We start from the raw sequence: 22,478 nt of genomic DNA on the forward strand, positions 1-22,478 counted from the left end.
TTCAATTAAAGTTCAGCAAATTCCGGGATTGGTTCCATGCCACGCGATTCCAGGAATGTCAGCAACCGTTTTGGCGAAACGTTGAGAACCCGCTCTTCCGGGAAGTTCACCTCGTCGAGAATTTTTCGGCACTCGGCAAACTCCCCTAACGTGAACGCCGTATGGGAGTCTGATCCTAATGCCACCCAGCCCCCGGCATCACGCACTGCTGCTGCCACGGCGCGACAATTCTCTTCACTGCCTTTACGCGAATGTAAGAAGGAGGAGTTATTGATTTCCAATGCGACCTGATATTTCGCGGCAGCCTGTGCGATCGCTGTAATATCAACCGGATATTTGGGGTTTCCCGGATGGCTAATAATGTGCACATGACCACTGGCCATGGTGGCAATCATCGCCTGGGTGTTGGTGTCTTTATCGTGCGGCGCAAACACCGGCTCATGGAACCCTGCAATGATTAAATCCAGGGAGGTGAGCATTGGACCTGTGCAGTCAATCTCACCCTCAATATTTTTAATGTTGGCTTCAATGCCACGCAGAATGCCTATCCCATCAACCAGACGCGGCCAGATACGCATATTAATGAAATGCCAGTGATGCGGGGCATCAGCCATATCCGGTCCATGATCCGTAATAGCGAACAGCTTGATACCTTTACGTTTGGCTTCCGCGATATAGTCACTCAGAGTGCTGTAAGCGTGGGTGCTGGCGACGGTGTGCATATGCAGGTCAACGGGATACATCACTTTCTCCTGTATTCATTTTACGTCAAGGATAGCAGGAATCGTCGCCGTTTTTTAGTCGTAACCCGGCGCTAACCGGGTTTCCATCAGTAGCCTCGCTCGCGATCCACTTGCCCTGTCACGGGTTCACCGTTTTCCAGCTGCAAAATGGTGTGGGAAATAAATTTCACCGCTTCGGCGGGTCGCGTCACCGCCGCGATATGTGGCGTCATCGCCACGCGAGGGTGTTTCCAGAGTGGGCTCTCTTTCGGCAATGGTTCACGGCTGAACACATCAAGCATTGCGCCCTTAAGTTTTCCACTCTCCAGCGCCGACAGCAGATCGTCTTCATTGACGTGAACACCACGCGCCAGGTTGAGCACGTACGCCCCATCCTGCAACTGCGCCAGCAGTCCGGCATGAATAATCCCCACCGTCTCCGCGGTATTCGGCAGCAGATTAATCAGAACCCGGGTTTGGCTCAAAAACGCTGCAAGTTCCTCTTCACCGGCAAAACTTTCCACTCCAGGCCAGGATTTGCGGCTACGACTCCAGCAACGAAGCGGGAATCCCCACGCCTGCAGACTTTCGGCGACTTTCGCGCCTAACACGCCCGCCCCCATGATGCCGATAGTAAATTCCTCACGAGAATATTCCGGCAGCGGCCTCCACACAGATTCATTCTTCTGCGCCTGATAGTCATCAAAACGACGGAACCAATGCAACACCTGGCTCACCGCATATTCCTGCATCTGCAACCCCATTCCCGTATCTTCCAGGCGGAACAACGGAATGGACGGCGCCAACATTTCTGGATGCGCTTTCAGCTTACTCAGAATGGAATCGACACCTGCCCCCAGTGCAAACACGGCTTTTAACTTCCGACCTGCCAGCATTTCCACCGGAGGATGCCATACCAGCGCATAATCCGCGTGAGCGTTATCACCCTCTTTCCATTCGCGAACGTTAGCCCCAGGAATCGCTTTTGCCAACGCGTTCAGCCACCATGGCGTGTCGAATGTCGGGTGATAGAAAATTATATCCATACTGTCTCCTGCGTGTTGTTATGCGGAATCTACTCGCACTTATCATCATCATTTTCATAAGGATCATCAGCATAACAAATTTAAGCCTGCTGGCAAAAAAAGCAGTTTCTGCTTAATTAAGCCTCATATTGCTTGAAGTTTGTGTAAACGCACGATTTTTTAGAAAAGGTGATTGACGTAAAAGGCGGATTTCCTTACATTAGCGCCCGTTCCAGCAACACAGGAACAACAATATGGTGAGGTGTCCGAGTGGCTGAAGGAGCACGCCTGGAAAGTGTGTATACGGCAACGTATCGGGGGTTCGAATCCCCCCCTCACCGCCATATTTAAGAGAGAGCTCGTACGAAAGTACGGGCTTTTTTTTCGCATGTCGCACACGCCGGGGGGATGAGAATCCCCGACCGGGGATACTTCAGTTTAGACTGGCACTGTTTTCAGGGAGGAGATCAGACTCCTCGTCATACCACTGACCCGGTAGCCTCAGCGGCTGCTCCATCTTCTTCGGATTGTCTTCGGAAAGAACATTTCCCCACGGGTCAAGCTGCGCCGCCATCAGGTGGGCAGGGATATTCACAAATCCCTGCCAGTTGCTTCTTCTTTCCGACAGGTTTCCTGTCCTCAGTTCGTCTTCCAAAAGCTCCATATCCGCATACTCCTGCGCAGTAAACGGTATCTGGTTGTGCTGCTGTAACTTCTGTACAAGTGGCGTATACGCTTCGTCTCAGCCCTCGCTTTCCACGCTCAACAATGGCGTAAAACTGCCGGGTTCGTAGAGCGTGTGAACTTTATGCCCGTTTTTCTCCATCAGCACCAGACGGTCACCATCCCACCCGTAGCTTGTGGTGTCGCTCTAGTTATTGCATTTTGCTGATGCGCCGCCCGTATGGGTCGTACTGATAGCGGGCCTGTGTGACCGTACCTGCCGGGGTCTGTTTCTCATAACCCGTCAAGCGATGCAGCAGGTTCATTACGTCGTGTTTAAAAAAACTCACAAGTCTTGCTCAATTCTTGTTAGGGGTTGGATTTCCCTTACTTCGGAATTTTCTTGCTAACACTGCACATCCGCCCCCAATTCCCCCTAAAACAGCGCCTGTTAGTACACTTTCAAGAAGCAAGATGTACTCATCAGAATTCACTCCCGAAAGCAGATAAGTAAACATGACACCCAAAGCCACGGCTAATGAAGCATGGAAAATAGAATTTTTATGTATTAAATAACCCGCAAGGCAACCACACCAAAACATTATGGAACAAGACATTAAGTTTAAAAAAGTTATTAACCATCCGCTCTGAAAGGAGTCACCAAAAATATACCATACAATAATTTTAAAAGAGTTTCTTGTAAATACACAGACATTCACACAAATAACATAAGAAACCGCCAACCCTATTCCTGGAGGCAATTCAGAAACTTTATTCACCTGTTTCTCCACTTTATTTCAGCTGTCATTATTCACACAATTTTTTACCCAGCGCTGGCGTTGCGCCAGTATCCATAAAGCATCGATAACCACTCTTTGAGCCACATGTTAATGCCCTTGAATGAGCTTTTGCAAGACCATCCATACAGTCTGCAATGGTATTTACAGGTGCAGATTTACTTGAAACGTTTTCACTAGGATCCGGTACCCCTCTACCAGCGTCAATCTCATTAATAGAGAACAGACCTGTTTGAAAGGTCCGAGCATTAACAGATTTGGTGTTACCAAATTGATCTTTGCACATCGCATTAACATTTACATAGCTATTCCCAAACTTACGCCCTTTATCCTCATTCCACCCTGTAAATTCCCAAATGGATGTAGGTTGAGGAATTGAATCCTCGTATTGAGCAACTGCATTATTATACGCCTCTTTCATACCCGGTTGACCGAGCCAGATACCTAAATCATCAATACCACTTAATCCAAGTGGATCAATTTTCAATATTGGATTCAGCGGATACTGATATAGATTCCATCCTCCTCTCAGCCCTATCGGATCCTGCGTGATATATATCCCCTGCGCCGGATCATAATACCGGTGCCGGTTATAGTGCAGCCCCGACTCCTCGTCATACCACTGGCCCGGCAGCCTCAGCGTCTGCTCCATCTTCTTCGGATTGTCTTCGGAAAGAACATTTCCCCACGGGTCTAATTCAGCCTTCCAGTCCGTCTGTCCCTCCTGGTTGATCAGCGCCACCGGCGCGCCACGGTGGTCACACTGATAAAGATGAATTTTTCGGATATTCACCACCGGCAGCGGGTCAAGCTGCGCCGCCATCAATTGTGCTGGGATGTTCGCAAATTCCAGCCAGTTGCGGCTACGTTCCGACAGGTTTCCGGTCCTCAGTTCGTCCTCCAGACGCTCCATGTCTTCATACTCCTGCGCGGTAAACGGTATCTGGCTGTGCTGCTGTAACTTCTGTGCCAGAGGGGTATACGCTTCGTCTCCGCCCTCGCTTTCCACCCTCAGCAGCGGCGTAAAGCTGCCGGGTTCGTAGAGAGTGTACATTTTCTGGCCGTTTTTCTCCGTCTGCACCAGCCTGTCCCCATCCCAGCCGTAGCGCGTGGTGTCGCTCTGGTTATTGCGTTTTATTGTTTTGCTGATGCGCCGCCCGTACGGGTCGTAGCTGTAGGTCGCACGGGTGATGGCACCCGCCGGGGTCTGTTTCTCGTAGCCCGTCAAGCGGTGCAGCAGGTCGTAAGTGTAAAGATGCTTCTCCCGCTCGTTGTATTTTTTGATGAGGTTGCCCCACGCATCATACTCATACTGCCAGATGGCGTCTTTTGCCGGACGGTTGTCGAACTGCTGTCGTCCTTCCCCGTCCACCCGGTTGCCCGCCGGATCGTAGCGGTACACCGCGCTGAGACCCGGCTGTACCGCGCTGATTAAACGTCCGTGTTCATCGTAACCATACTGCCGTTCTGCACCGGTGCCGGTGAGCTGACCCAGGATGTCGTACCGGTAGTCCTGTGACTCACTGCCGGTCACTTTTTCTGCCAGCTGGCCCGCTACCGTGTAGCGCCGCTGCTCCCGGCAAGGCCCGAATACCCGCTCCGCTTCCCGGTGCAGCTTATCGCGCGCCAGCTCCACCATGACATGACCGCCCAGGCTGACGCCGATAAGATGCCCGCTGCCGTAGCGCTGCCAGCCGGCCTGCGGCAGCGCGCCGTACTGTGTCTGCTGTTCATTGCCCGGTGCGTCGTAACGGTGGCCGGTTTTGTGTTGCCAGATGGCCTCCCCGTCGGCGTTATATGCGGTCTGCACTTCTTCGGCGATGTGCCCGCCCGCGTTATAGCGCCAGCTGACGCTGGTGTTGTTGTCCCTGACTTCGGTCAGTTGCCCCGCATCACTGTAACGGTAGTTGGTTGTCGTGCGGCGGTCTTCCGTTTCGCAATGGTGCGCACTCAGACGTCCGCTGTCGTCATAGTCGTACTGATGATGAATGTCACCGTCATCCCGCCCGGTCAGCCGGCCCGCCGCGTCATAGCGGTAGCGCTGTGCTCTGCCATCAAACGCCACCTCCTCCGTCAGCCGGTCCATCACGTCATAGCTGAAGCGGTACGGACGCCGGTTCTCGTTGGTCAGACCGGTGAGCCGCCCCGCCAGGTCGTAATGGTATTCCCTCACCAGCCCGCCCTGACGGGTTTCGGTGAGATGACCGCGTTTGTCACGGGTCAGAAGCTGTTCTCTGCCATCCGGAAGAATCACAGAGGTAACGTCACCTGCACGGTTGTACCGGTAACGGGTGGTTCGCCCTTCAGCGTCGGTGCTGCTGACCCGGTTGCCGCGTGCGTCGTACTCATGCGTAAGGTGACTGCCTTCCTCGCCGCGGGTTTCGGTCAGATTGCCCCACGGGTCATACGTGTAAGTAGTTTTATAACCGCTGCAGTCGGTATAACGGACAAGCTGGCCATAGCGGCTCCACTGCAGGTGTCTTTTTCCACCTGCAGCGTCTTCGATTGTTGTCGGCTGTTCGTCTGTGGCACCGGCATAGTGGTAGCGGATGGTGCTGCCGTCTGCCGCCGTCTGTGCAGTTATCCGCCCGAGAGAATCATAGTCGTTGCAGGTGGCGCTGCCGTCCGGGGACAATATGGTGGTCAGCTGGCCCTGGCAGTTATAATCGAAGCGGGTTTCTTTTCCGTCCGGCCCTTTGATGCTGCTGACAGCGCCGCTGACCACATCCAGTGCCCAGGTGGTCTTTCTGCCCAGCGGGTCGATGATGGCGGTCAGCCGTCCGCTCGCATCGTACTTTTTCTCCACGCGACTGCCGTCCGGGTGGTCGATTCTGACCACCCGCTTTAAGCCGCCTTCACCTTCGGTGTGATACGTCCGTTGTCTGCCGTCGCTGTAGGTGACGAGGGTTTTGTCCGGCTGGTAGTCAAAGTGATAGTCCAGTCCCTGGCCGTCTTCGGTTAGCTGTCGTACCGCCCGGCCTTCATCGTCGTACTCATACGCCGTCGCCGGGCGACCGGTATGTCGCTGCCCGCTCATCCGCCCCGGACAGCCCGGGTGGTAAGCAAAGGCGCGCACCTCCGTGCCGCTGCGGTCAGACACGCTGAGCAGTTCGCCGTGTGCGCTGTAGCCGTAGCGCGCCAGCGGTTGTTCCGGTATCGTCTCGCCGCCATCACGCGCCAGCCAGACGGCCGCCAGCCTGACGCCGCTGTCCTGTTCCGTGGCGGCAACCGCCTGTATCAGCACCAGCCGGTAATGCCGGCCACTGCCGTCGGTGACGCCAGTGATGCGCCCCGTAAACTCCCCCTCCTGCGCCCGTTCCAGCACCATGCTGCGCCCGAAGCGGTCACGCTGCATCTGCAGCAGCTGACGGCCCGGCTGCACCGCACCTTCATGGCTGAATATCCACCAGGGCCCCAGCGGGTCGCTGGTCACAAAGTACAGCTCAGGGTGATGTCGTGCCTCTTCCGGGAGCGTCTGCCACAGCGGTTGCAGTACGTCTGACTGCCCGCCTTCCAGGACTGCGGCCCCGCCGCGGACTATCCATAATTTCTCACTGCGGCTGTAGGTCAGTTCGCCTGCGCTGAGCGGGTCGAAGGTGATGCTGCGACCTTTATCGTCGTTGAGGATAAGCGTATCCGCCTTCACCAGCAGGCTGACTTCCGCCGCCTGGTTCCAGCCGGGGCCGAATAACCCCACAGGGGCCGGTGTCGGGGTCCGGTAACTGGAATAGCTGCGGCTGATAACAAAGGGCACCGGACCGGGCAGCGCGACATCCACTTCATTGGGCAGGACTTTGGCACCGAGAACGGGGTTAACCGGGTCGCCTTCGGTGACGCCGTCCGGGCACACAGAACAGGCAATGCCGCCCTGACTGCCTATCAGAACGGTCAGCGAACCCTGCACAATCTGACCGTTCGCCACGCCGTCGCTTATCCGGCTCGCGGGTTTTCCACTCATTGCTGATATCCTTTTATTGTGGCGCATCTGTCCATAACTGACTGCACTGGTCAGAATGATAAATACTGTTCCTGTATAAAACGGATACTCTCCTTTAGAGTTTACTTTTTTGACGAATATCAATGGGGCAGGTTAATAAGAAGAATATTTAATAAAAGTTAACTGTGTAGCACTCAATATATTTTTGGATAAAATAAATACTCCTTCAGTATTCATGACGTAATTATATTTAATCTGCAATATTATTATATTCAGTGCCGACTTCCGGTAAAACTGCCTGTCGATCTTAATCCATCGTTATATCAGTTTATTGCTGACTCTCACTGTTACTGGTTCAGGCCGCCTTAAGCTGCCGCATATAAATATAGGTTGCTGTATCCCCCTCGCAGCATTTATAGAGACAATCCGATCACCACCGCATACCTCAAGCAGTTCCGCTTTATGTACATACGCAACGCCCAGTTGGTGGTGTATTCGTTCATCGTTTTGTACGGGTTATAGTCGCCAGGAAACACCAGTTCCAGATGACCAGTAATCTCCTGTATCTGTTTCAGAATGGCTATCGGCTGGTGGGAGAGCGGCACGATATGCAGGGGTAGCAATTGCGCCAAGACCTGAAAAAACACTTTACCGATGGTTTCGTGGGTGGCGGGGATAGTCCAGATTTTGTTTCGAAAATCAATATCGATCCAGCGGGCGAAACGCTGTTTTATGGAGCGGATAAACAGGCACAGCGTCAGCCCTCCGCTTTGAAGCGCTTTTCAGTAGAGTCAATTTTCCCGGTGAGATAGCCGCAAATACGAACACGGCTAAAAACAAAGCCCGGTTTCCCGGGCTATGAGATCACACTACCGCTAGCTGTATGCATTAAGCGTGCGTTGGCAGAGCGCTGAACGTACGCAATCGTCTTTGTTGAATCGGATAATCCCGACCATCTCATCTTCTTCAAAACGCGCTAACGCGTCACTGAGCCCTGACTGAACGTGAGCGGGTAAATCGCATTGGGTAATATCACCATTCACGATCACCGTGACGTTCTCCCCGAGGCGAGTTAAAAACATTTTCATCTGCGCTGCAGTCACATTCTGAGCCTCGTCGAGAATGACAACTGCGTTTTCAAATGTACGTCCGCGCATATAAGCGAACGGCGCGATTTCCACCTTACCAATCTCAGGTCGCAGGCAGTACTGCATAAAAGACGCACCCAGACGTTTCACCAGCACATCGTAGACCGGGCGAAAATAAGGCGCGAATTTCTCAGATACATCTCCAGGCAAGAAGCCGAGATCTTCGTCGGCCTGCAGGACTGGACGGGTGACAATGATCCTTTCTACATCTTTATGTATCAGGGCCTCTGCTGCTTTTGCCGCGCTGATCCAGGTTTTACCACATCCGGCTTCACCCGTAGCGAAGATCAGCTGTTTACTCTCAATGGCATTCAGGTACTGCGCCTGAGCCTCATTTCGCGCAGCAATTGGTGTTGCGTCGCGGCTGTCGCGCGCCATGCCAATTGCTTCTACGCCGCTCATCTGCACAAGCGAGGTGACCGACTCTTCTTCACGTTGTTTGTGGCTACGCGAATCCCGTCTCAGCACACGCTTTGCTTCACGACGAGCTTTGATCACTGCTTTTTGTCTTCCCATGGATAGCACCTTGAGTTGTAGGTATACATCACACGTGCCGCTGGCAGCACGATTATGCGCACACACATCTGAGGGTTGGCTTCCTTGTAAGCCATAGCTTGCCTTCTAAAAAGACACCACACACGGCTACGCGCACCGTATACGGCGTCAGTAACAATGCTAAGAAGAAGTGAGAGAAATTTAGGGGTGACGAGTGGGCTACCGGAGGAGAAACTTCCGCGTAAGGTACTGCGGTTACTGTGAAAAGCATGTCCAGTTGAGGACCTTACCATTCGCGATCTCCATAGTGAATGACCATCACTGCCGGGAACTACCGCTCATACGTATAATTACATCAGAATCGATCATTAACGCAACAACATTTTTACTTTACATTAACGAAAAATTCTCTTTGTTCTGACAGTAGTCTCTTACAGGGATATGACAAAATTATTTCAGAAGATGGGTTAGATCAAAAAATAATATTTTCATTCATGAGGATGAGAGTGAAGCCCCGCAGGAAAAGCGGGGCTGACGATCAGGCTTCCAGCAGGGATTGCCCCAGATAGCGGTCGGCGTTTTTTACGCCGGGGAGTGCGAAGAAGTAGCCGCCGCCTATTGGCTTAACGTACTCCTCAAGCGCTTCACCATTCAGCCGTTTTTGCACGGCCAAGAAGCCTTTTTCCAGATCGTGCTGATAACAGACGAACAGCAGTCCCATATCCAGTTGCCCCGAATTGGTCACGCCGAGCGAGTAACTGTAGCCACGGCGCATCATCAGGCTGGATTGGGTTTCTGCCGTGCGCGGATTCGCCAGTCGAATATGGCTATCCAGCGCAATCACATTCCCTTCCGGGTCGCTGGCGTAATCCGGCACATCATGCTCGTGCTGCATGCCCAGCGGCGCCCCGGTCTGTTTATCGCGGCCAAAAATGGTCTGCTGCTCTTTCAGCGGCGTCCTGTCCCAGAACTCGACGCGGAACTGAATCAGCCGGACGGCCTGATAACTGCCCCCTGTCGCCCACGCAGGTTCCCCTTGTTCTGCGGTCACCCACACCACATCCTGCATCAGCCTGGCGTCTGAGCTGTCGGGATTGGCGGTGCCATCTTTAAAGCCCAGTAGATTGACCGGCGTCTCTTTTCCCTTACTGCGTGCAGCGTGATCGGAGATAAATCCTTCCCGCTTCCAGCGCACGCTCAGGAGATCCGGCGTGTGCTTAATAATGTCACGCAACGCATGTATCACCGTATCCTGGGTATTGGCGCAAATCTGTAACAGCAGATCCCCGTGGCATAAGCCCGCATCCAGTGAATCATTCGGAAAGCGCGTCATTTTCTGCAGTTTTTTCGGCATCTGAGCCTGTAATCCATAGCGCTCATCGAACAACGCGTGCCCCACCGAGAGCGTCATGGTCAGATTATCAGGTGCGATCCAGGCGCCGAGGATCCCTGAATCCATAGGCGGCAAGCGAGAATTTGGCGTTTCAGGCGCTGGCCCTCCCGTCGTCAGGAAGGCGATACGGCGCGTCAACAGGCGAAACAGACGTTCGAGATCCGTTTTATCACTGGCCAGAATGTCAAAGGCCACCAGCACCATAGAGGCCTGCTGGGGCGTGAGAATACCCGCCTGATGTTCGCCGTAGAAGGGTTGTGTTTCGCTGCGGGCAGCCGGCGACAAGGTCCCCGGCGCACTTTGCGGTTTTTGAGCATGGGCCACCGGGCAGCCCCCCGCCAGCGCCAGCGCGCCGCCCAATGCCCCCATCCCTTTCAGTAAACGTCGGCGCGACGGTTCGCTCACGCCGTTTTCATTATCTTGCTGCATGGTGCTTAATCCAGACCCAGTACGCCGCGCAATTGAGACAAATCTTCCGCCAGCGTCGTGATTGGCCCTTTCAGGGCGTTACGATCGGCATCGGTCAGCTTGTCATAGGTTTCAAACCCGTCTTTGGTGCGATATTTCGCCAGGATGGCATCCACTTTCTTAAAGTTGGCATCCACTTTCGCCAGCAATTCCGCATTGGATTTTTGGAGCTGCGGGCGCAGAAGGTTGACGATTTTTTGCGCGCCATCGACGTTTGCCTGGAAGTCCCACAGGTCAGTTCGGCTATAGCGTTCTTCTTCACCGCTGATTTTGCTGGCCGCCACTTCTTCAATCAGAGCAGCCGCGCCACCCACCACTTTTGACGGCGGGAAAGCCAACTCGCTGATACGTGTTTGCAGATCAACTACGTCGGTATAAAGTTGGTCGGCATATTTTTCCATGCCTTTCGTACTGTTGTCGCCGAACAGGGCTTTTTCCAGACGGTGGAAGCCGGTAAATTTCGGATCCGCCGCTTTCTGTTCGTAATCATCTTCACGCGCATCGATACTGCCATCAAGATCAGAGAAGAGTTCTGCGATTGGTTCAATACGCTCGTAATGCTGACGCGTTGGCGCATACAGTGATTTTGCTTTCTCGATATCACCCGCTTTAATGGCATCGGTAAACGCTTTTGTGCCGGTCACCAGTTGTGCGGTCTCTGCCGTGACATACGCTTTATACTCAGTAATCGCGCCACTCAGACTCAATAATGCATCGCTTTGCGCCGCCTCTGCCGTTGCGCTGCCTTTCACGATCAGCTTCCCTTTCGGGTTGGTCAGCAGACCGCAGGTCATGTCATATTCACCCGGTTGCAGATTTACGGTCATTTTCTGACTGAAACCTGGGGCGATGTTTTCGCGTTCTTCCACCACCATCACGCCTTTGAGGATTTCCCACTCCAGCGCTTTCTGGCTGTGGTTCAGAATAATGAACTGCGTTTTCCCGGCATTCACTGTCAGGGTCATCGGTTCACACTGTTTATCATTAACGGTGACTTTAACCTGTGGAATATCAGCTGCATGAGCAGTAAAAGCGGAGGCGAACAGCGCAGCAATACCCAACTGCAGCGCGTTACGGCGGAAGTTAATCGTCATGACTCATCCCTTTAAATAAGTATGTTGTAACTAAGTAGTTTTCTGCGCCACATTTTTTCAGGGTGCTGTACGAGACGCCGTCGTACCTGCACGAGGCGGCAGCGCAAACAGCACCAACGCCGGAATCAGATAGATAAACCAGACCGCGACTTCACTCACGCTGGGTGCTTCCTGATAGCCAAAAATCCCCTCCAGCAGCGTTCCAAACAGCGAGTGCGTAGAGAGGATACTGCTCATATCAAATGCCACATCCTGGAAGTGGTTCCACAGTCCCGCTTCGTGAAACGCGCGGATCGCACCGGCAGCAAGCCCGGCCGCAACCAGCAAAATGAACAGGCTGGTCCATTTGAAAAAAGCGCCAAGATTAAGGCGGATCCCACCCCAATACAGTAAGAAACCGAGCACCACTGCGGTTGCCAGCCCCAGCATCGCGCCCAGCGGCGGCCAGAACCCAACGTCCTGTTGAAACGCAGCCAACAGGAAGAACACCGATTCCAGTCCTTCACGGGCAACGGCGAAGAAGACCATCATGACCAACGCCCAGCCGTGATGATTTCCCCGCTGCAATGCGGTGTCGACAGTCTGCTCCAGTTGTACTTTGACGTTGCGCGACACTTTGCGCATCCAGAACACCATCCAGGTCAGGATCACCACGGCAATGACTGCCACAATGCCTTCAAACAGCTCTTGTTCCTTCTGCGGAAATTCACCCGTGGTTTCATTGATGAAGACCCCTAACGCCAGGCACAATCCCGCCGCCAATATCACCCCAATCCACATCACACCAATCCAGCGACCACGCTGGGTACGCTTCAGATAGCTGGCGATCAAACTCACAATCAGCGCAGCTTCTAACCCTTCGCGTAACATAATTAGAAACGGAACAAACATGCCGGGAACCCTTAAACGTTATTCTCAGTCAACTGATGCAAAGAAAAGTAAATTACAGTGATAGTGATTATCATTACAGAGAAAGAAAACTCAAGCAGAATGTTTTGATTATGATGAGTGAATGTAAATAGCTAGCTAATTAATGGTTATTAATACTTTAGAGAATGCTGAGACGAAAAAGCCCGCACGCGGCGGGCTGGAGAGTGTTTTTGCCGGATGACCACGCGTAAGCGTCTTATCCGGCCAGCAATTCGATGCCTTCAGGCTCTGTTACTGCTCCTGCAGACGCGACGGCGGTGCCGAGTGATAGTGGGCATCCGCTTTCGCAAAGCGTGCCTGCATAGCGGCAGACGGCGCTTTGTCCAGCAAACTGAAGACCACAATCCCCAGGCTACCGAAAATAAAACCTGGAATGATTTCATACAGGCCCAGCCAGGCGAACTGTTTCCAGACAATGACCGTCACGGCACCAATGATCATTCCGGCCAGCGCGCCGTTGCGGGTCATTCGCGACCACATCACAGAGAACAGGACCACCGGACCAAATGCCGCGCCAAAACCGGCCCAGGCGTAGCTCACCAGGCCAAGAACCCGGTTCTCAGGGTTAGCAGCCAGCGCGATAGACACCAGCGCCACCACCAGCACCATCAGGCGCCCTACCCATACCAGCTCTTGCTGACTGGCCCCTTTGCGCAGGAAAGCTTTGTACAGATCTTCGGTAATCGCACTGGAGCACACCAGCAGTTGGCAGCTGAGGGTCGACATCACCGCGGCCAGAATGGCAGACAGCAAAATACCGGCAATCCACGGGTTGAACAGAATTTGCGCCAGTTCGATGAAGACGCGCTCAGAGTTCTGGTTAACTGCCCCTGCCAGTGCCGGATTATCGTTGAAGTAAGCGATACCGAAGAAGCCGACAGCCACCGCCCCCGCCAGACACAGGATCATCCAGGTCATACTGATACGACGCGCATGCACGATGCTGTGGTGAGAGTCCGCCGCCATAAAGCGCGCCAGGATGTGTGGCTGACCGAAGTAACCCAGCCCCCAGCCCATCAGGGAGATAATGGCGACAAAATTCAGCCCTTTGAGCATATCCACATTCTCAATGCTCTTTTGTTTGATAACCTCCAGCGAGTCACCAAACCCCCCCACGGCGATGATGACCATTACCGGCGTCAGGATCAGCGCAAAAATCATCAGGCTGGCCTGAACGGTGTCGGTCCAGCTTACCGCGAGAAAACCGCCAATAAAGGTGTAAAGGATGGTCGCTGCCGCCCCTGCCCACAGCGCCGTTTCATAGCTCATGCCGAAGGTGCTCTCAAACAGACGCGCGCCCGCCACGATGCCTGAAGCACAATAGATGGTGAAAAACAGCAGAATAACCACCGCAGAGATAATACGCAGAATGCGGCTGTTGTCTTCAAAACGTCCGGTGAAGTAGTCCGGCAGGGTTAACGCATTATTGTTGTATTCGGTATGCACGCGCAGACGGCCCGCCACCAGCTTCCAGTTGATCCACGCGCCTAATGTCAGGCCAATGGCAATCCAGCTTTCTGAAATGCCTGAAATGAAAATCGCGCCTGGCAGTCCCATCAGCAGCCAGCCACTCATATCCGACGCACCCGCCGACAATGCGGTCACAAATGGCCCGAGGCTACGGCCACCCAGAATATAATCATCAAAGTTCTTCGTTGAACGCCATGCAATAAACCCAATCAATATCATGCCCAAAATATAGACACAAAATGTCACCAGCATCGGTGTGCTAATAGCCATCAAAAATCTCCAGAATCATTTATCGACAATATCGATACTTGCCGTTTATCCCCTGCCGGAACGTAGCAGTGGTGTGTATGTTTACCATGGCGCCCGTATCCTGCCGGAAGCGGTGGTCTTTCACAATCGATTTAACACACCATTTACATCAATTTTTTAATCAGCGGCATACCATTTTTCTATAGGTTGCACTCTCTCACATTTTTCACGGTTGCACCTTTAAAAAGTGTTAACTACCGCAGAGAAAATAATTCACTTTTTATTTCCCGAATAAAGAACACCCGCCCAACATTTAACAATTAATTCATTTTTGAGCTTGCAAGCCACATCACACTTAACAAGGTTGCACAAAGTTGCAACATAGTAGATATTTCTCGATAACCATTAGTACTACTTACCAGAACAACAGGAGCACACGGCATGGGAACCACCACGATGGGGGTTAAGTTGGATGACGCGACGCGCGAACGTATTAAATCAGCAGCAATACGTATCGATCGCACCCCACACTGGCTCATCAAGCAGGCAATTTTTAATTATCTGGAAAAACTGGAAAACAATGACGCGTTGCCAGAGCTTCCCGCGCTGCTGGCCGGTGCGGCAAATGAAAGCGAAGAATCCGTCGCGCAGCAGGATGAAATCCACCAGCCTTTCCTCGAATTTGCCGAGCACATACTGCCCCAGTCGGTTTCACGTGCCGCCATTACCAGCGCATACCGTCGCGCCGAAACCGATGCCGTCGCGATGCTGATGGAGCAGGCCCGCCTGCCGCAACCTATTGCAGAACAGGCACATAAACTTGCCTGGCAGCTGGCGGAAAAACTCCGTAACCAGAAAACGGCCAGCGGTCGTGCCGGCATGGTTCAGAGCCTGTTGCAGGAATTCTCTCTCTCTTCTCAGGAAGGGGTGGCGTTGATGTGTCTGGCGGAAGCGCTGCTGCGTATTCCCGATAAGGCCACGCGCGATGCGCTGATCCGCGACAAAATCAGTAATGGCAACTGGCAGTCACACATTGGTCGCAGTCCGTCGCTGTTTGTTAACGCGGCGACCTGGGGCCTGCTGTTCACCGGTAAGCTAGTGTCAACGCATAACGAAGCCAATCTCTCCCGCTCGCTGAACCGGATTATCGGCAAGAGCGGCGAGCCGCTGATCCGCAAAGGTGTGGATATGGCGATGCGCCTGATGGGCGAACAGTTCGTCACCGGAGAGACCATTGCAGAAGCGCTGGCCAATGCCCGCAAGCTGGAAGATAAAGGTTTCCGTTACTCCTACGACATGCTGGGTGAAGCCGCGCTGACCGCGGTGGACGCCCAGGCCTATATGGTTTCCTATCAGCAGGCGATCCACGCCATTGGTAAAGCCTCTAACGGTCGTGGTATTTACGAAGGCCCAGGCATCTCCATCAAGCTCTCGGCTCTGCACCCGCGCTATAGCCGCGCGCAGTATGACCGCGTCATGGAAGAGCTGTACCCGCGCCTGAAATCGCTGACCCTGCTGGCGCGCCAGTACGATATCGGTATCAACATCGATGCCGAAGAAGCCGATCGTCTGGAGATCTCACTCGACCTGCTGGAAAAACTCTGTTTTGAACCGGAACTGGCCGGCTGGAACGGTATTGGCTTTGTTATCCAGGCCTACCAGAAACGCTGCCCGTTCGTAATTGATTATCTGATAGACCTGGCGACTCGTTCTCGCCGCCGCCTGATGATCCGTCTGGTGAAAGGCGCCTACTGGGATAGCGAAATCAAACGCGCGCAGATGGACGGCCTGGAAGGGTATCCGGTGTATACCCGCAAGGTGTACACCGATGTTTCTTACCTTGCCTGTGCGAAGAAACTGCTTGGCGTGCCGAACCTGATTTATCCGCAGTTCGCCACCCACAACGCCCACACGCTGGCGGCGATTTATCAACTGGCCGGGCAAAACTACTATCCGGGTCAGTATGAGTTCCAGTGTCTGCATGGCATGGGCGAACCGCTGTATGAGCAGGTCACCGGTAAAGTTGCCGACGGCAAACTCAACCGTCCTTGCCGTATTTATGCACCGGTCGGCACGCATGAAACGCTACTGGCCTACCTGGTACGCCGCCTGCTGGAAAACGGGGCTAATACCTCTTTTGTTAACCGCATTGCCGACGCCACGTTACCGCTGGATGAACTGGTGGCCGATCCCGTAGAAGCCGTCGAGAAACTGGCGCAACAGGAAGGACAGGCTGGCCTGCCGCACCCGAAAATTGCACTGCCTCGTGACCTCTATGGTCATGGTCGGGAGAACTCCGGCGGTCTGGATCTGGCCAACGAACACCGCCTGGCCTCTCTCTCCTCTGCGCTGCTCAACAGCGCCCTGCAAAAATGGCAGGCGAAACCGATGCTGGAACAGCCGGTTGCTGACGGGGAAATGGCACCCGTGATTAACCCTGCGGAGCCAAAAGATACCGTCGGTTTCGTGCGCGAAGCAAGCCCAGGCGAAGTCGAGCAAGCGCTACAAAGCGCGGTAGATAGCGCCCCGATCTGGTTTGCCACCCCGCCGCAGGAGCGCGCCGCAATTTTGCAACGCGCCGCCGTGTTGATGGAAAGTCAGATGCAGCAGCTGATTGGCATCCTGGTGCGCGAAGCCGGTAAAACCTTCAGTAACGCCATTGCCGAAGTGCGTGAAGCCGTGGACTTCCTGCACTATTACGCAGGCCAGGTACGCGATGATTTCGACAACGAAACACACCGTCCATTAGGTCCGGTGGTCTGCATCAGCCCGTGGAACTTCCCGCTGGCGATTTTCACCGGGCAGGTCGCCGCCGCGCTGGCGGCAGGCAACAGTGTGCTGGCAAAACCGGCAGAACAGACGCCGCTGATTGCAGCGCAGGGGATTGCTATCCTGCGCGAAGCGGGCGTACCTGCCGGGGTAGTGCAGTTGCTGCCAGGTCGGGGGGAAACGGTAGGTGCGCAACTGACCGCCGATAACCGTGTACGCGGCGTGATGTTTACCGGTTCGACGGAAGTCGCCACATTATTACAACGCACGCTCGCCACACGCCTGGATACCCAGGGCCGCCCGATCCCGCTGATTGCGGAAACCGGCGGAATGAACGCCATGATCGTCGATTCATCGGCCCTTACCGAACAGGTGGTGGTGGATGTGCTGGCCTCTGCGTTTGACAGTGCCGGGCAGCGCTGCTCTGCTCTGCGCGTACTGTGTCTGCAGGACGACATCGCTGAACATACCCTGAAGATGCTGCGTGGAGCGATGGCCGAATGCCGGATGGGCAATCCGGGTCGCCTGACCACAGACATCGGCCCGGTTATCGACCAGGAAGCGAAAAGCAACATTGAAGGCCATATTCAGGCCATGCGCGCCAAAGGCCGTCCGGTGTTCCAGGCCGTCCGTGAAAACAGCGACGATGCCCGCGAATGGCAGTCCGGAACCTTTATCGCACCGACGTTGATTGAGCTGGAAAGCTTCGACGAGTTGCAAAAAGAGGTGTTCGGACCGGTTCTCCACGTGGTGCGCTACAACCGTAACAATCTGGATGCGTTGATCGAACAAATTAACGCGTCCGGATACGGGCTGACGCTCGGCGTACATACCCGTATCGATGAAACCATCGCCCAGGTCACCGGCTCGGCACACGTGGGTAACCTGTACGTTAACCGCAACATGGTCGGCGCCGTGGTCGGCGTTCAGCCGTTTGGCGGCGAAGGGTTATCCGGAACCGGACCCAAAGCGGGTGGCCCGCTGTACCTGTATCGCCTGTTGGCGCACCGTCCGGAGAAAGCGCTGGGAACGACACTGGCGCGTCATGATGCCAGTTACGCTGTCGATACCCAGGTAAAAACCGTGCTGATTCAGCCGCTGGTGGCATTAACCCAATGGGCGGAAGCCAGCCCGGCGCTGCGCACGCTCTGCCAGCAGTTCAGCGAGCTCAGCCAGTCCGGGACTCAACGCGTACTGCCAGGCCCCACCGGGGAACGTAACACCTGGACGCTGCTACCAAGGGAGCGTGTGTTATGTCTGGCGGAAGACGAGCAGGATGCCCTGGTTCAGGTTGCCGCCGTGATGTCGGTCGGAAGTCTGATTTTGTGGCCGGATGATAGCGCCCATCGTGAACTGGCAAAACGCCTGCCTGCCGCCGTTTCAAAGCGTATTCAGTTTGCGAAACGCGATGGGCTGACGTCGCAACCGTTCGATGCGGTTATCTTCCACGGCGACTCCGATCAGCTGCGCGCCCTGTGCGAAGCCGTTGCCGCACGCGAAGGGGCCATCGTTTCTGTACAGGGATTTGCCCGTGGTGAAACCAACATTCTGCTGGAGCGGCTGTACATTGAACGTTCCCTCAGCGTTAACACCGCAGCTGCCGGAGGTAACGCCAGCCTGATGACAATTGGCTAAGGCTGTGGTTAATTAAGGCTCCGGTAACGGAGCCTTTTTTTATGGAGCCAGAGGGAAGCATGAACCGAATTTTACTGACGTGTGCTGCGCTGCTGTTGAGCAGTCAGGCACTGGCCGATGACTGCGCGAACGCCAGCACACAAACCGAAATGAACACCTGCGCCGCCGCACAATTTCAGGCAGCCGATAAAAAACTCAATGAGACCTGGCAGAATGCGCTGACCCGCGCCGCGCCGCCACAGCGTGAATTGCTGAAAAAAGCACAGAGCGCGTGGATTGCGCTCAGAGATGCCGATTGCGCATTACTCAGCTCCGGTACGGAAGGCGGTAGCGCACAGTCAATGATCGCCAGTCAGTGTCTGGCAGACAAAACCGCAGAGCGCGACGCGTTTTTAGCCTCACTGCTCCAGTGTGAAGAAGGTGATTTAAGCTGCCCGCTGCCGCCCGCAGGTTAACGCACGCGAATGCCTTCAATGATCATCCGCTGAACGCTCTCGACCGTTTGGTTAAAAAAGGCTTCATCACGCAGCGTTGCGCCCGTCACGGCTTCCACCTGAGGGGCAAAATCCGCGTAATGCTGCGTTGAAGCCCAAATCATAAAGATAAGATGGTGCGGATCGACAGGCGCAAGCTTGCCGCTGTCGATCCAGCCTGCGATCAACGCGGATTTCTCGTCAATCAGCGCCTTCAGATCGCCCGTTAACTCTTCCATCAGCAACGGCGCTCCCGCCAGCATCTCCATGCAAAACAACCTTGAGGCCTGCGGGTAATCACGGGAAACCTCCAGCTTCAGGCGAATGTACTCTTTGATCGCCGCCAGCGGCGCAAAATCCTCACGAAACGCCTTCAGCGGTGCCAGCCAGATATCGAGGATCTGGCGCAGTACCGCCACATACAGCGCCTCTTTTGACGGGTAATAATAGAGAAGATTGGTTTTGGATACGCCTGCCAGTTCAGCGACCTGCTCAAGCCGAGTGCCATGAATACCGTACTGGGAAAAGGTGTTTAATGCGGCGTTGAGAATGGCCTGGCGTTTTGCGCTAACGGCCTGTGAACGTTTACCTGGTTTTTTGACTGCGCTTTGTGCCATGCGCCCTCTCCTTTTTTATTTGCGATGAGCATAACAAATCTTGCGGGGGTTAACCCAGGATTGGTTTTGCTTACTGAGGGTCCGATGGCACCTGCGACGCGTCGTCAGCGGGGTGCTCCACTGACGCTGTTTTCCGCTTCAACTTCAATTCACTGACCAACACACCAGCAATAATAAATACCGCGCCCAACAGCGCCAGTAACGGTAAACGCTCTCCGGCAATGCGGCCAAAAATCCCTGCCCATACCGGTTCACCGGTATAAATGACCGTTGCCCGCGTTGGCGAAACGCTGCGCTGCGCCCAGTTCATCGTCACCTGGATAATCGCACTGAAGATGCCCAGTCCGAGGGTAACCACCAGCAATCCGGTGGACATCGGCGGGACCGACTCCCCGGCCGGAGCCATGGCGATGAACGCCACCAGCGATGCTGTTACCAGTTGCACCACCGTCACCCGACGGACATCCACTTTCCCCGCCCATGCGCTGATCAGAATAATTTCAGCCGCAATCGCCACCGCACTGGCAAGCGTAATCAACTCGCCTTCGCCCAGCGCCAGTAAGTTATCACCCGGACCCGCAAGAAAAATCAGTCCGATGAACGCCAGCACAATGCCCACACAGGGCATCAACCCCGGCATCCGCCCCAGACAAAGCCATTGTAATAAGGGCACCAGCGGCACATACATCGCGGTGATAAAGGCAGATTTGCTGCTGGGGATGTACTGTAACCCCCAGGTTTGCAGGCTATAGCCGAGCGCTATCGAGACACCGATCGCCACACCTGCTTTACATTCCAGCCAGGTTAACCCGCGCAATGTGCGCAGTGACAGCAATGCCACGGCCAGCGCCGCCGTCGCAAAACGAATACCGACAAAGAAAAACGGCCCGCTCTGGGTGACGGCATATTGCACAGCCAGAAAGGTACCTCCCCAAAACATCGTGATGATGATGAGGATGGCTTCCTGGGGCTTTATAGAGAAGGAGTAACCTGAACGTCGTGACATGGGACACCTGATGAGCAGAATCCCTTTAGTCTGCGTTGCGTTTTGTTACAGTTCAACCTTGCGGACCAAAAAAAACCGCCGGAATATCCGGCGGCGGTGGTCTCATGGCGTGTGAGTTTCACCTGCACCCAACGCCCTGGAAGATTCAGACAGGCTAGCTGTTACGGTTGCCGTGACTACTTTTGCCCCCTTTTTTGCCTGCTTCTGATGCACGTTGCGGATCGTTCTTGAAGTTCCCCCCGCTGTGCTGGCCACCTTTACGGCCTGCTTCTGATGCTCTTTCACGGTCTTCCGCAAAGTTGCCGGAACCGCCCCGATGGTTTGCCATTACTGACCTCCGTCATTGATTAGACATCATACTGCATAGGTACCGAGGAGTGACTCCTCACACAACAGATGGACATCGCCATCATTTTCGCTGCGTGGAACTAAGCTTAGTGAAAATCCCCTTATCAGCCAGTAAACCGTAATATCCTGCAACAGGATCACCGGAATAAAAGAAATAATTCCCCACAGAAATCAATAAGCCTTTCTTATGACTAAAAAAAGTCACATGGTTAAAAATGTATCATTTTGCGTCAAAGAGTGGTTGTATAAATGTTGTTATAAATCAAAAGAATGGTTGTGAAATTTGCACTCTCCTCAGTACGTCATATCTTTAAATGGAGGTAGCGAATCGCTACGGAGACGATAAAACCGAGGAGTAGTGCAAAATGGCAAAAGTTCTGGTGCTTTATTATTCCATGTACGGACACATTGAAACCATGGCGCATGCGGTGGCTGAAGGGGCAAGCAAGGTACAAGGCGCTGAGGTTGTCGTTAAGCGCGTACCAGAAACCATGCAGCCTGACATCTTCGCAAAAGCCGGGGGTAAAACGCAGAACACACCCATCGCAACCCCGCAAGAGCTGCCAGAATACGACGCGATTATTTTTGGCACCCCCACGCGTTTTGGCAACATGTCCGGCCAAATGCGCACCTTCCTGGATCAAACCGGCGGACTGTGGGCTTCCGGCGCGCTCTACGGCAAACTCGCCAGTGTCTTTAGTTCAACCGGAACCGGCGGCGGCCAGGAACAAACCATTACATCGACCTGGACCACCCTGGCGCATCACGGCATGGTGATTGTTCCTATCGGTTATGCCGCACCGGAATTGTTTGACGTTTCACAGGTTCGCGGGGGAACGCCGTATGGCGCGACCACGATTGCAGGCGGTGACGGCTCACGACAGCCAAGCCAACAGGAACTCTCTATTGCGCGCTACCAGGGCGAATATGTCGCGGGCCTGGCAGTAAAACTTAACGGCTAATCTTCAACAGGAGGATTCGAATGCCAACTCAAGAAGCGAAAGCTCATCGCGTCGGCGAATGGGCAAGTCTGCGTAATACGTCACGAGAAATAGCCGAGGCCATTTTTGAAGTCGCCCAGTACGACGAAAAACTGGCGGAAAAGATTTGGGAAGAAGGCAGCGATGAAGTATTAGTCAAAGCCTTCACGAAAACAGATAAAGATTCGCTCTATTGGGGCGAGCAAACCATCGATCGTAAAAACGTGTAGCACGCACTCCCCCGTTCACACGGGGGAGC

At 54.1% G+C, this 22,478-nt stretch carries 17 protein-coding genes, 1 tRNA gene and 1 pseudogene; 5 read left to right on the forward strand and 14 right to left on the reverse strand.

The genetic code is table 11. The features are described from left to right. Positions 1 to 5: 5 nt before the first annotated feature. Both JM656_RS13335 and ghrA read right to left on the reverse strand, forming a co-directional pair. On the reverse strand, positions 6 to 743 hold the full coding sequence (locus tag JM656_RS13335) for a phosphatase (protein ID WP_203358205.1): 738 nt from the start codon (positions 741 to 743) through the stop codon (positions 6 to 8). An 86-nt stretch (positions 744 to 829) separates the two neighbouring features. Beyond that, positions 830 to 1,768 (reverse strand): glyoxylate/hydroxypyruvate reductase GhrA, encoded by a 939-nt coding sequence (gene ghrA / locus JM656_RS13340; protein ID WP_203358206.1) that lies wholly within the window; start codon positions 1,766 to 1,768, stop codon positions 830 to 832. 235 nt (positions 1,769 to 2,003) lie between these two features. Between ghrA and JM656_RS13345 the strand changes: the two genes are divergently transcribed. Continuing rightward, a tRNA-Ser gene (locus JM656_RS13345) sits at positions 2,004 to 2,091 on the forward strand. An 89-nt stretch (positions 2,092 to 2,180) separates the two neighbouring features. On the opposite strand, the gene JM656_RS13350 is transcribed toward JM656_RS13345, so the two are convergent. The 9 genes and pseudogenes from JM656_RS13350 to putP all read right to left on the reverse strand — a co-directional run bounded on the left by JM656_RS13350 (position 2,181) and on the right by putP (position 14,412). Beyond that, a complete protein-coding gene (locus JM656_RS13350; protein WP_203358207.1) occupies positions 2,181 to 2,411 on the reverse strand; it encodes a hypothetical protein in 231 nt (76 codons plus the stop codon). 358 nt (positions 2,412 to 2,769) lie between these two features. After that, entirely contained in the window at positions 2,770 to 3,189 is a 420-nt protein-coding gene (locus tag JM656_RS13355) for a hypothetical protein (protein WP_238929147.1), read from the reverse strand. A gap of 28 nt (positions 3,190 to 3,217) precedes the next feature. Next, entirely contained in the window at positions 3,218 to 7,165 is a 3,948-nt protein-coding gene (locus JM656_RS13360; RefSeq protein ID WP_203358209.1) for an RHS repeat-associated core domain-containing protein, read from the reverse strand. A gap of 446 nt (positions 7,166 to 7,611) precedes the next feature. Then, positions 7,612 to 7,905 (reverse strand): annotated as a pseudogene (locus JM656_RS22330) (integrase); the annotation flags it as partial. Positions 7,906 to 8,019: 114 nt separating this feature from the next. Then, a complete protein-coding gene (gene phoH / locus JM656_RS13375; RefSeq protein ID WP_203358212.1) occupies positions 8,020 to 8,808 on the reverse strand; it encodes a phosphate starvation-inducible protein PhoH in 789 nt (262 codons plus the stop codon). 517 nt (positions 8,809 to 9,325) lie between these two features. Continuing rightward, positions 9,326 to 10,609: an iron uptake transporter deferrochelatase/peroxidase subunit gene (efeB, locus tag JM656_RS13380; RefSeq protein ID WP_203358213.1), complete on the reverse strand. Its 1,284-nt coding sequence runs from the start codon at positions 10,607 to 10,609 to the stop codon at positions 9,326 to 9,328. A 5-nt stretch (positions 10,610 to 10,614) separates the two neighbouring features. Continuing rightward, a complete protein-coding gene (gene efeO / locus JM656_RS13385) occupies positions 10,615 to 11,742 on the reverse strand; it encodes an iron uptake system protein EfeO (RefSeq protein ID WP_203358214.1) in 1,128 nt (375 codons plus the stop codon). 57 nt (positions 11,743 to 11,799) lie between these two features. Further along, complete coding sequence (gene efeU, locus JM656_RS13390; protein ID WP_203358215.1) at positions 11,800 to 12,633, reverse strand: iron uptake transporter permease EfeU; 834 nt, start codon at positions 12,631 to 12,633, stop codon at positions 11,800 to 11,802. A gap of 270 nt (positions 12,634 to 12,903) precedes the next feature. Beyond that, positions 12,904 to 14,412 (reverse strand): sodium/proline symporter PutP, encoded by a 1,509-nt coding sequence (gene putP / locus JM656_RS13395; protein ID WP_192611831.1) that lies wholly within the window; start codon positions 14,410 to 14,412, stop codon positions 12,904 to 12,906. A gap of 420 nt (positions 14,413 to 14,832) precedes the next feature. Between putP and putA the strand changes: the two genes are divergently transcribed. Beyond that, positions 14,833 to 18,795 (forward strand): trifunctional transcriptional regulator/proline dehydrogenase/L-glutamate gamma-semialdehyde dehydrogenase, encoded by a 3,963-nt coding sequence (putA, locus tag JM656_RS13400; protein ID WP_203358216.1) that lies wholly within the window; start codon positions 14,833 to 14,835, stop codon positions 18,793 to 18,795. A 59-nt stretch (positions 18,796 to 18,854) separates the two neighbouring features. Further along, the gene (locus JM656_RS13405) at positions 18,855 to 19,250 is read left to right on the forward strand and encodes a lysozyme inhibitor LprI family protein (RefSeq protein WP_192611829.1); all 396 of its coding nucleotides are present in this window, start codon (positions 18,855 to 18,857) and stop codon (positions 19,248 to 19,250) included. Here the strand turns inward: JM656_RS13405 and rutR are convergent. The 3 genes from rutR to JM656_RS13420 all read right to left on the reverse strand — a co-directional run bounded on the left by rutR (position 19,247) and on the right by JM656_RS13420 (position 21,219). Next, a complete protein-coding gene (rutR, locus tag JM656_RS13410; protein WP_203358217.1) occupies positions 19,247 to 19,885 on the reverse strand; it encodes an HTH-type transcriptional regulator RutR in 639 nt (212 codons plus the stop codon). The two genes, JM656_RS13405 and rutR, sit on opposite strands and share 4 nt — an antisense overlap. 70 nt (positions 19,886 to 19,955) lie before the next feature. Continuing rightward, positions 19,956 to 20,891 carry a DMT family transporter gene (locus JM656_RS13415; protein ID WP_203358218.1) on the reverse strand — a complete coding sequence of 312 codons (936 nt, stop codon included), beginning with the start codon at positions 20,889 to 20,891 and terminating at the stop codon, positions 19,956 to 19,958. Positions 20,892 to 21,045: 154 nt separating this feature from the next. Beyond that, a complete protein-coding gene (locus tag JM656_RS13420; RefSeq protein WP_012132907.1) occupies positions 21,046 to 21,219 on the reverse strand; it encodes a general stress protein in 174 nt (57 codons plus the stop codon). Positions 21,220 to 21,604: 385 nt separating this feature from the next. On the opposite strand from JM656_RS13420, the gene wrbA reads away from it, so the two are divergent. Both wrbA and JM656_RS13430 read left to right on the forward strand, forming a co-directional pair. Continuing rightward, entirely contained in the window at positions 21,605 to 22,201 is a 597-nt protein-coding gene (gene wrbA / locus JM656_RS13425) for an NAD(P)H:quinone oxidoreductase (RefSeq protein WP_203358219.1), read from the forward strand. Between the two features lie 20 nt (positions 22,202 to 22,221). Beyond that, positions 22,222 to 22,449 carry a YccJ family protein gene (locus tag JM656_RS13430; protein ID WP_203358220.1) on the forward strand — a complete coding sequence of 76 codons (228 nt, stop codon included), beginning with the start codon at positions 22,222 to 22,224 and terminating at the stop codon, positions 22,447 to 22,449. The last annotated feature ends 29 nt before the right edge of the window (positions 22,450 to 22,478 follow it).

This window comes from Citrobacter sp. R56 (assembly GCF_016811995.1).
Taxonomy (GTDB): domain Bacteria; phylum Pseudomonadota; class Gammaproteobacteria; order Enterobacterales; family Enterobacteriaceae; genus Citrobacter_D; species Citrobacter_D enshiensis.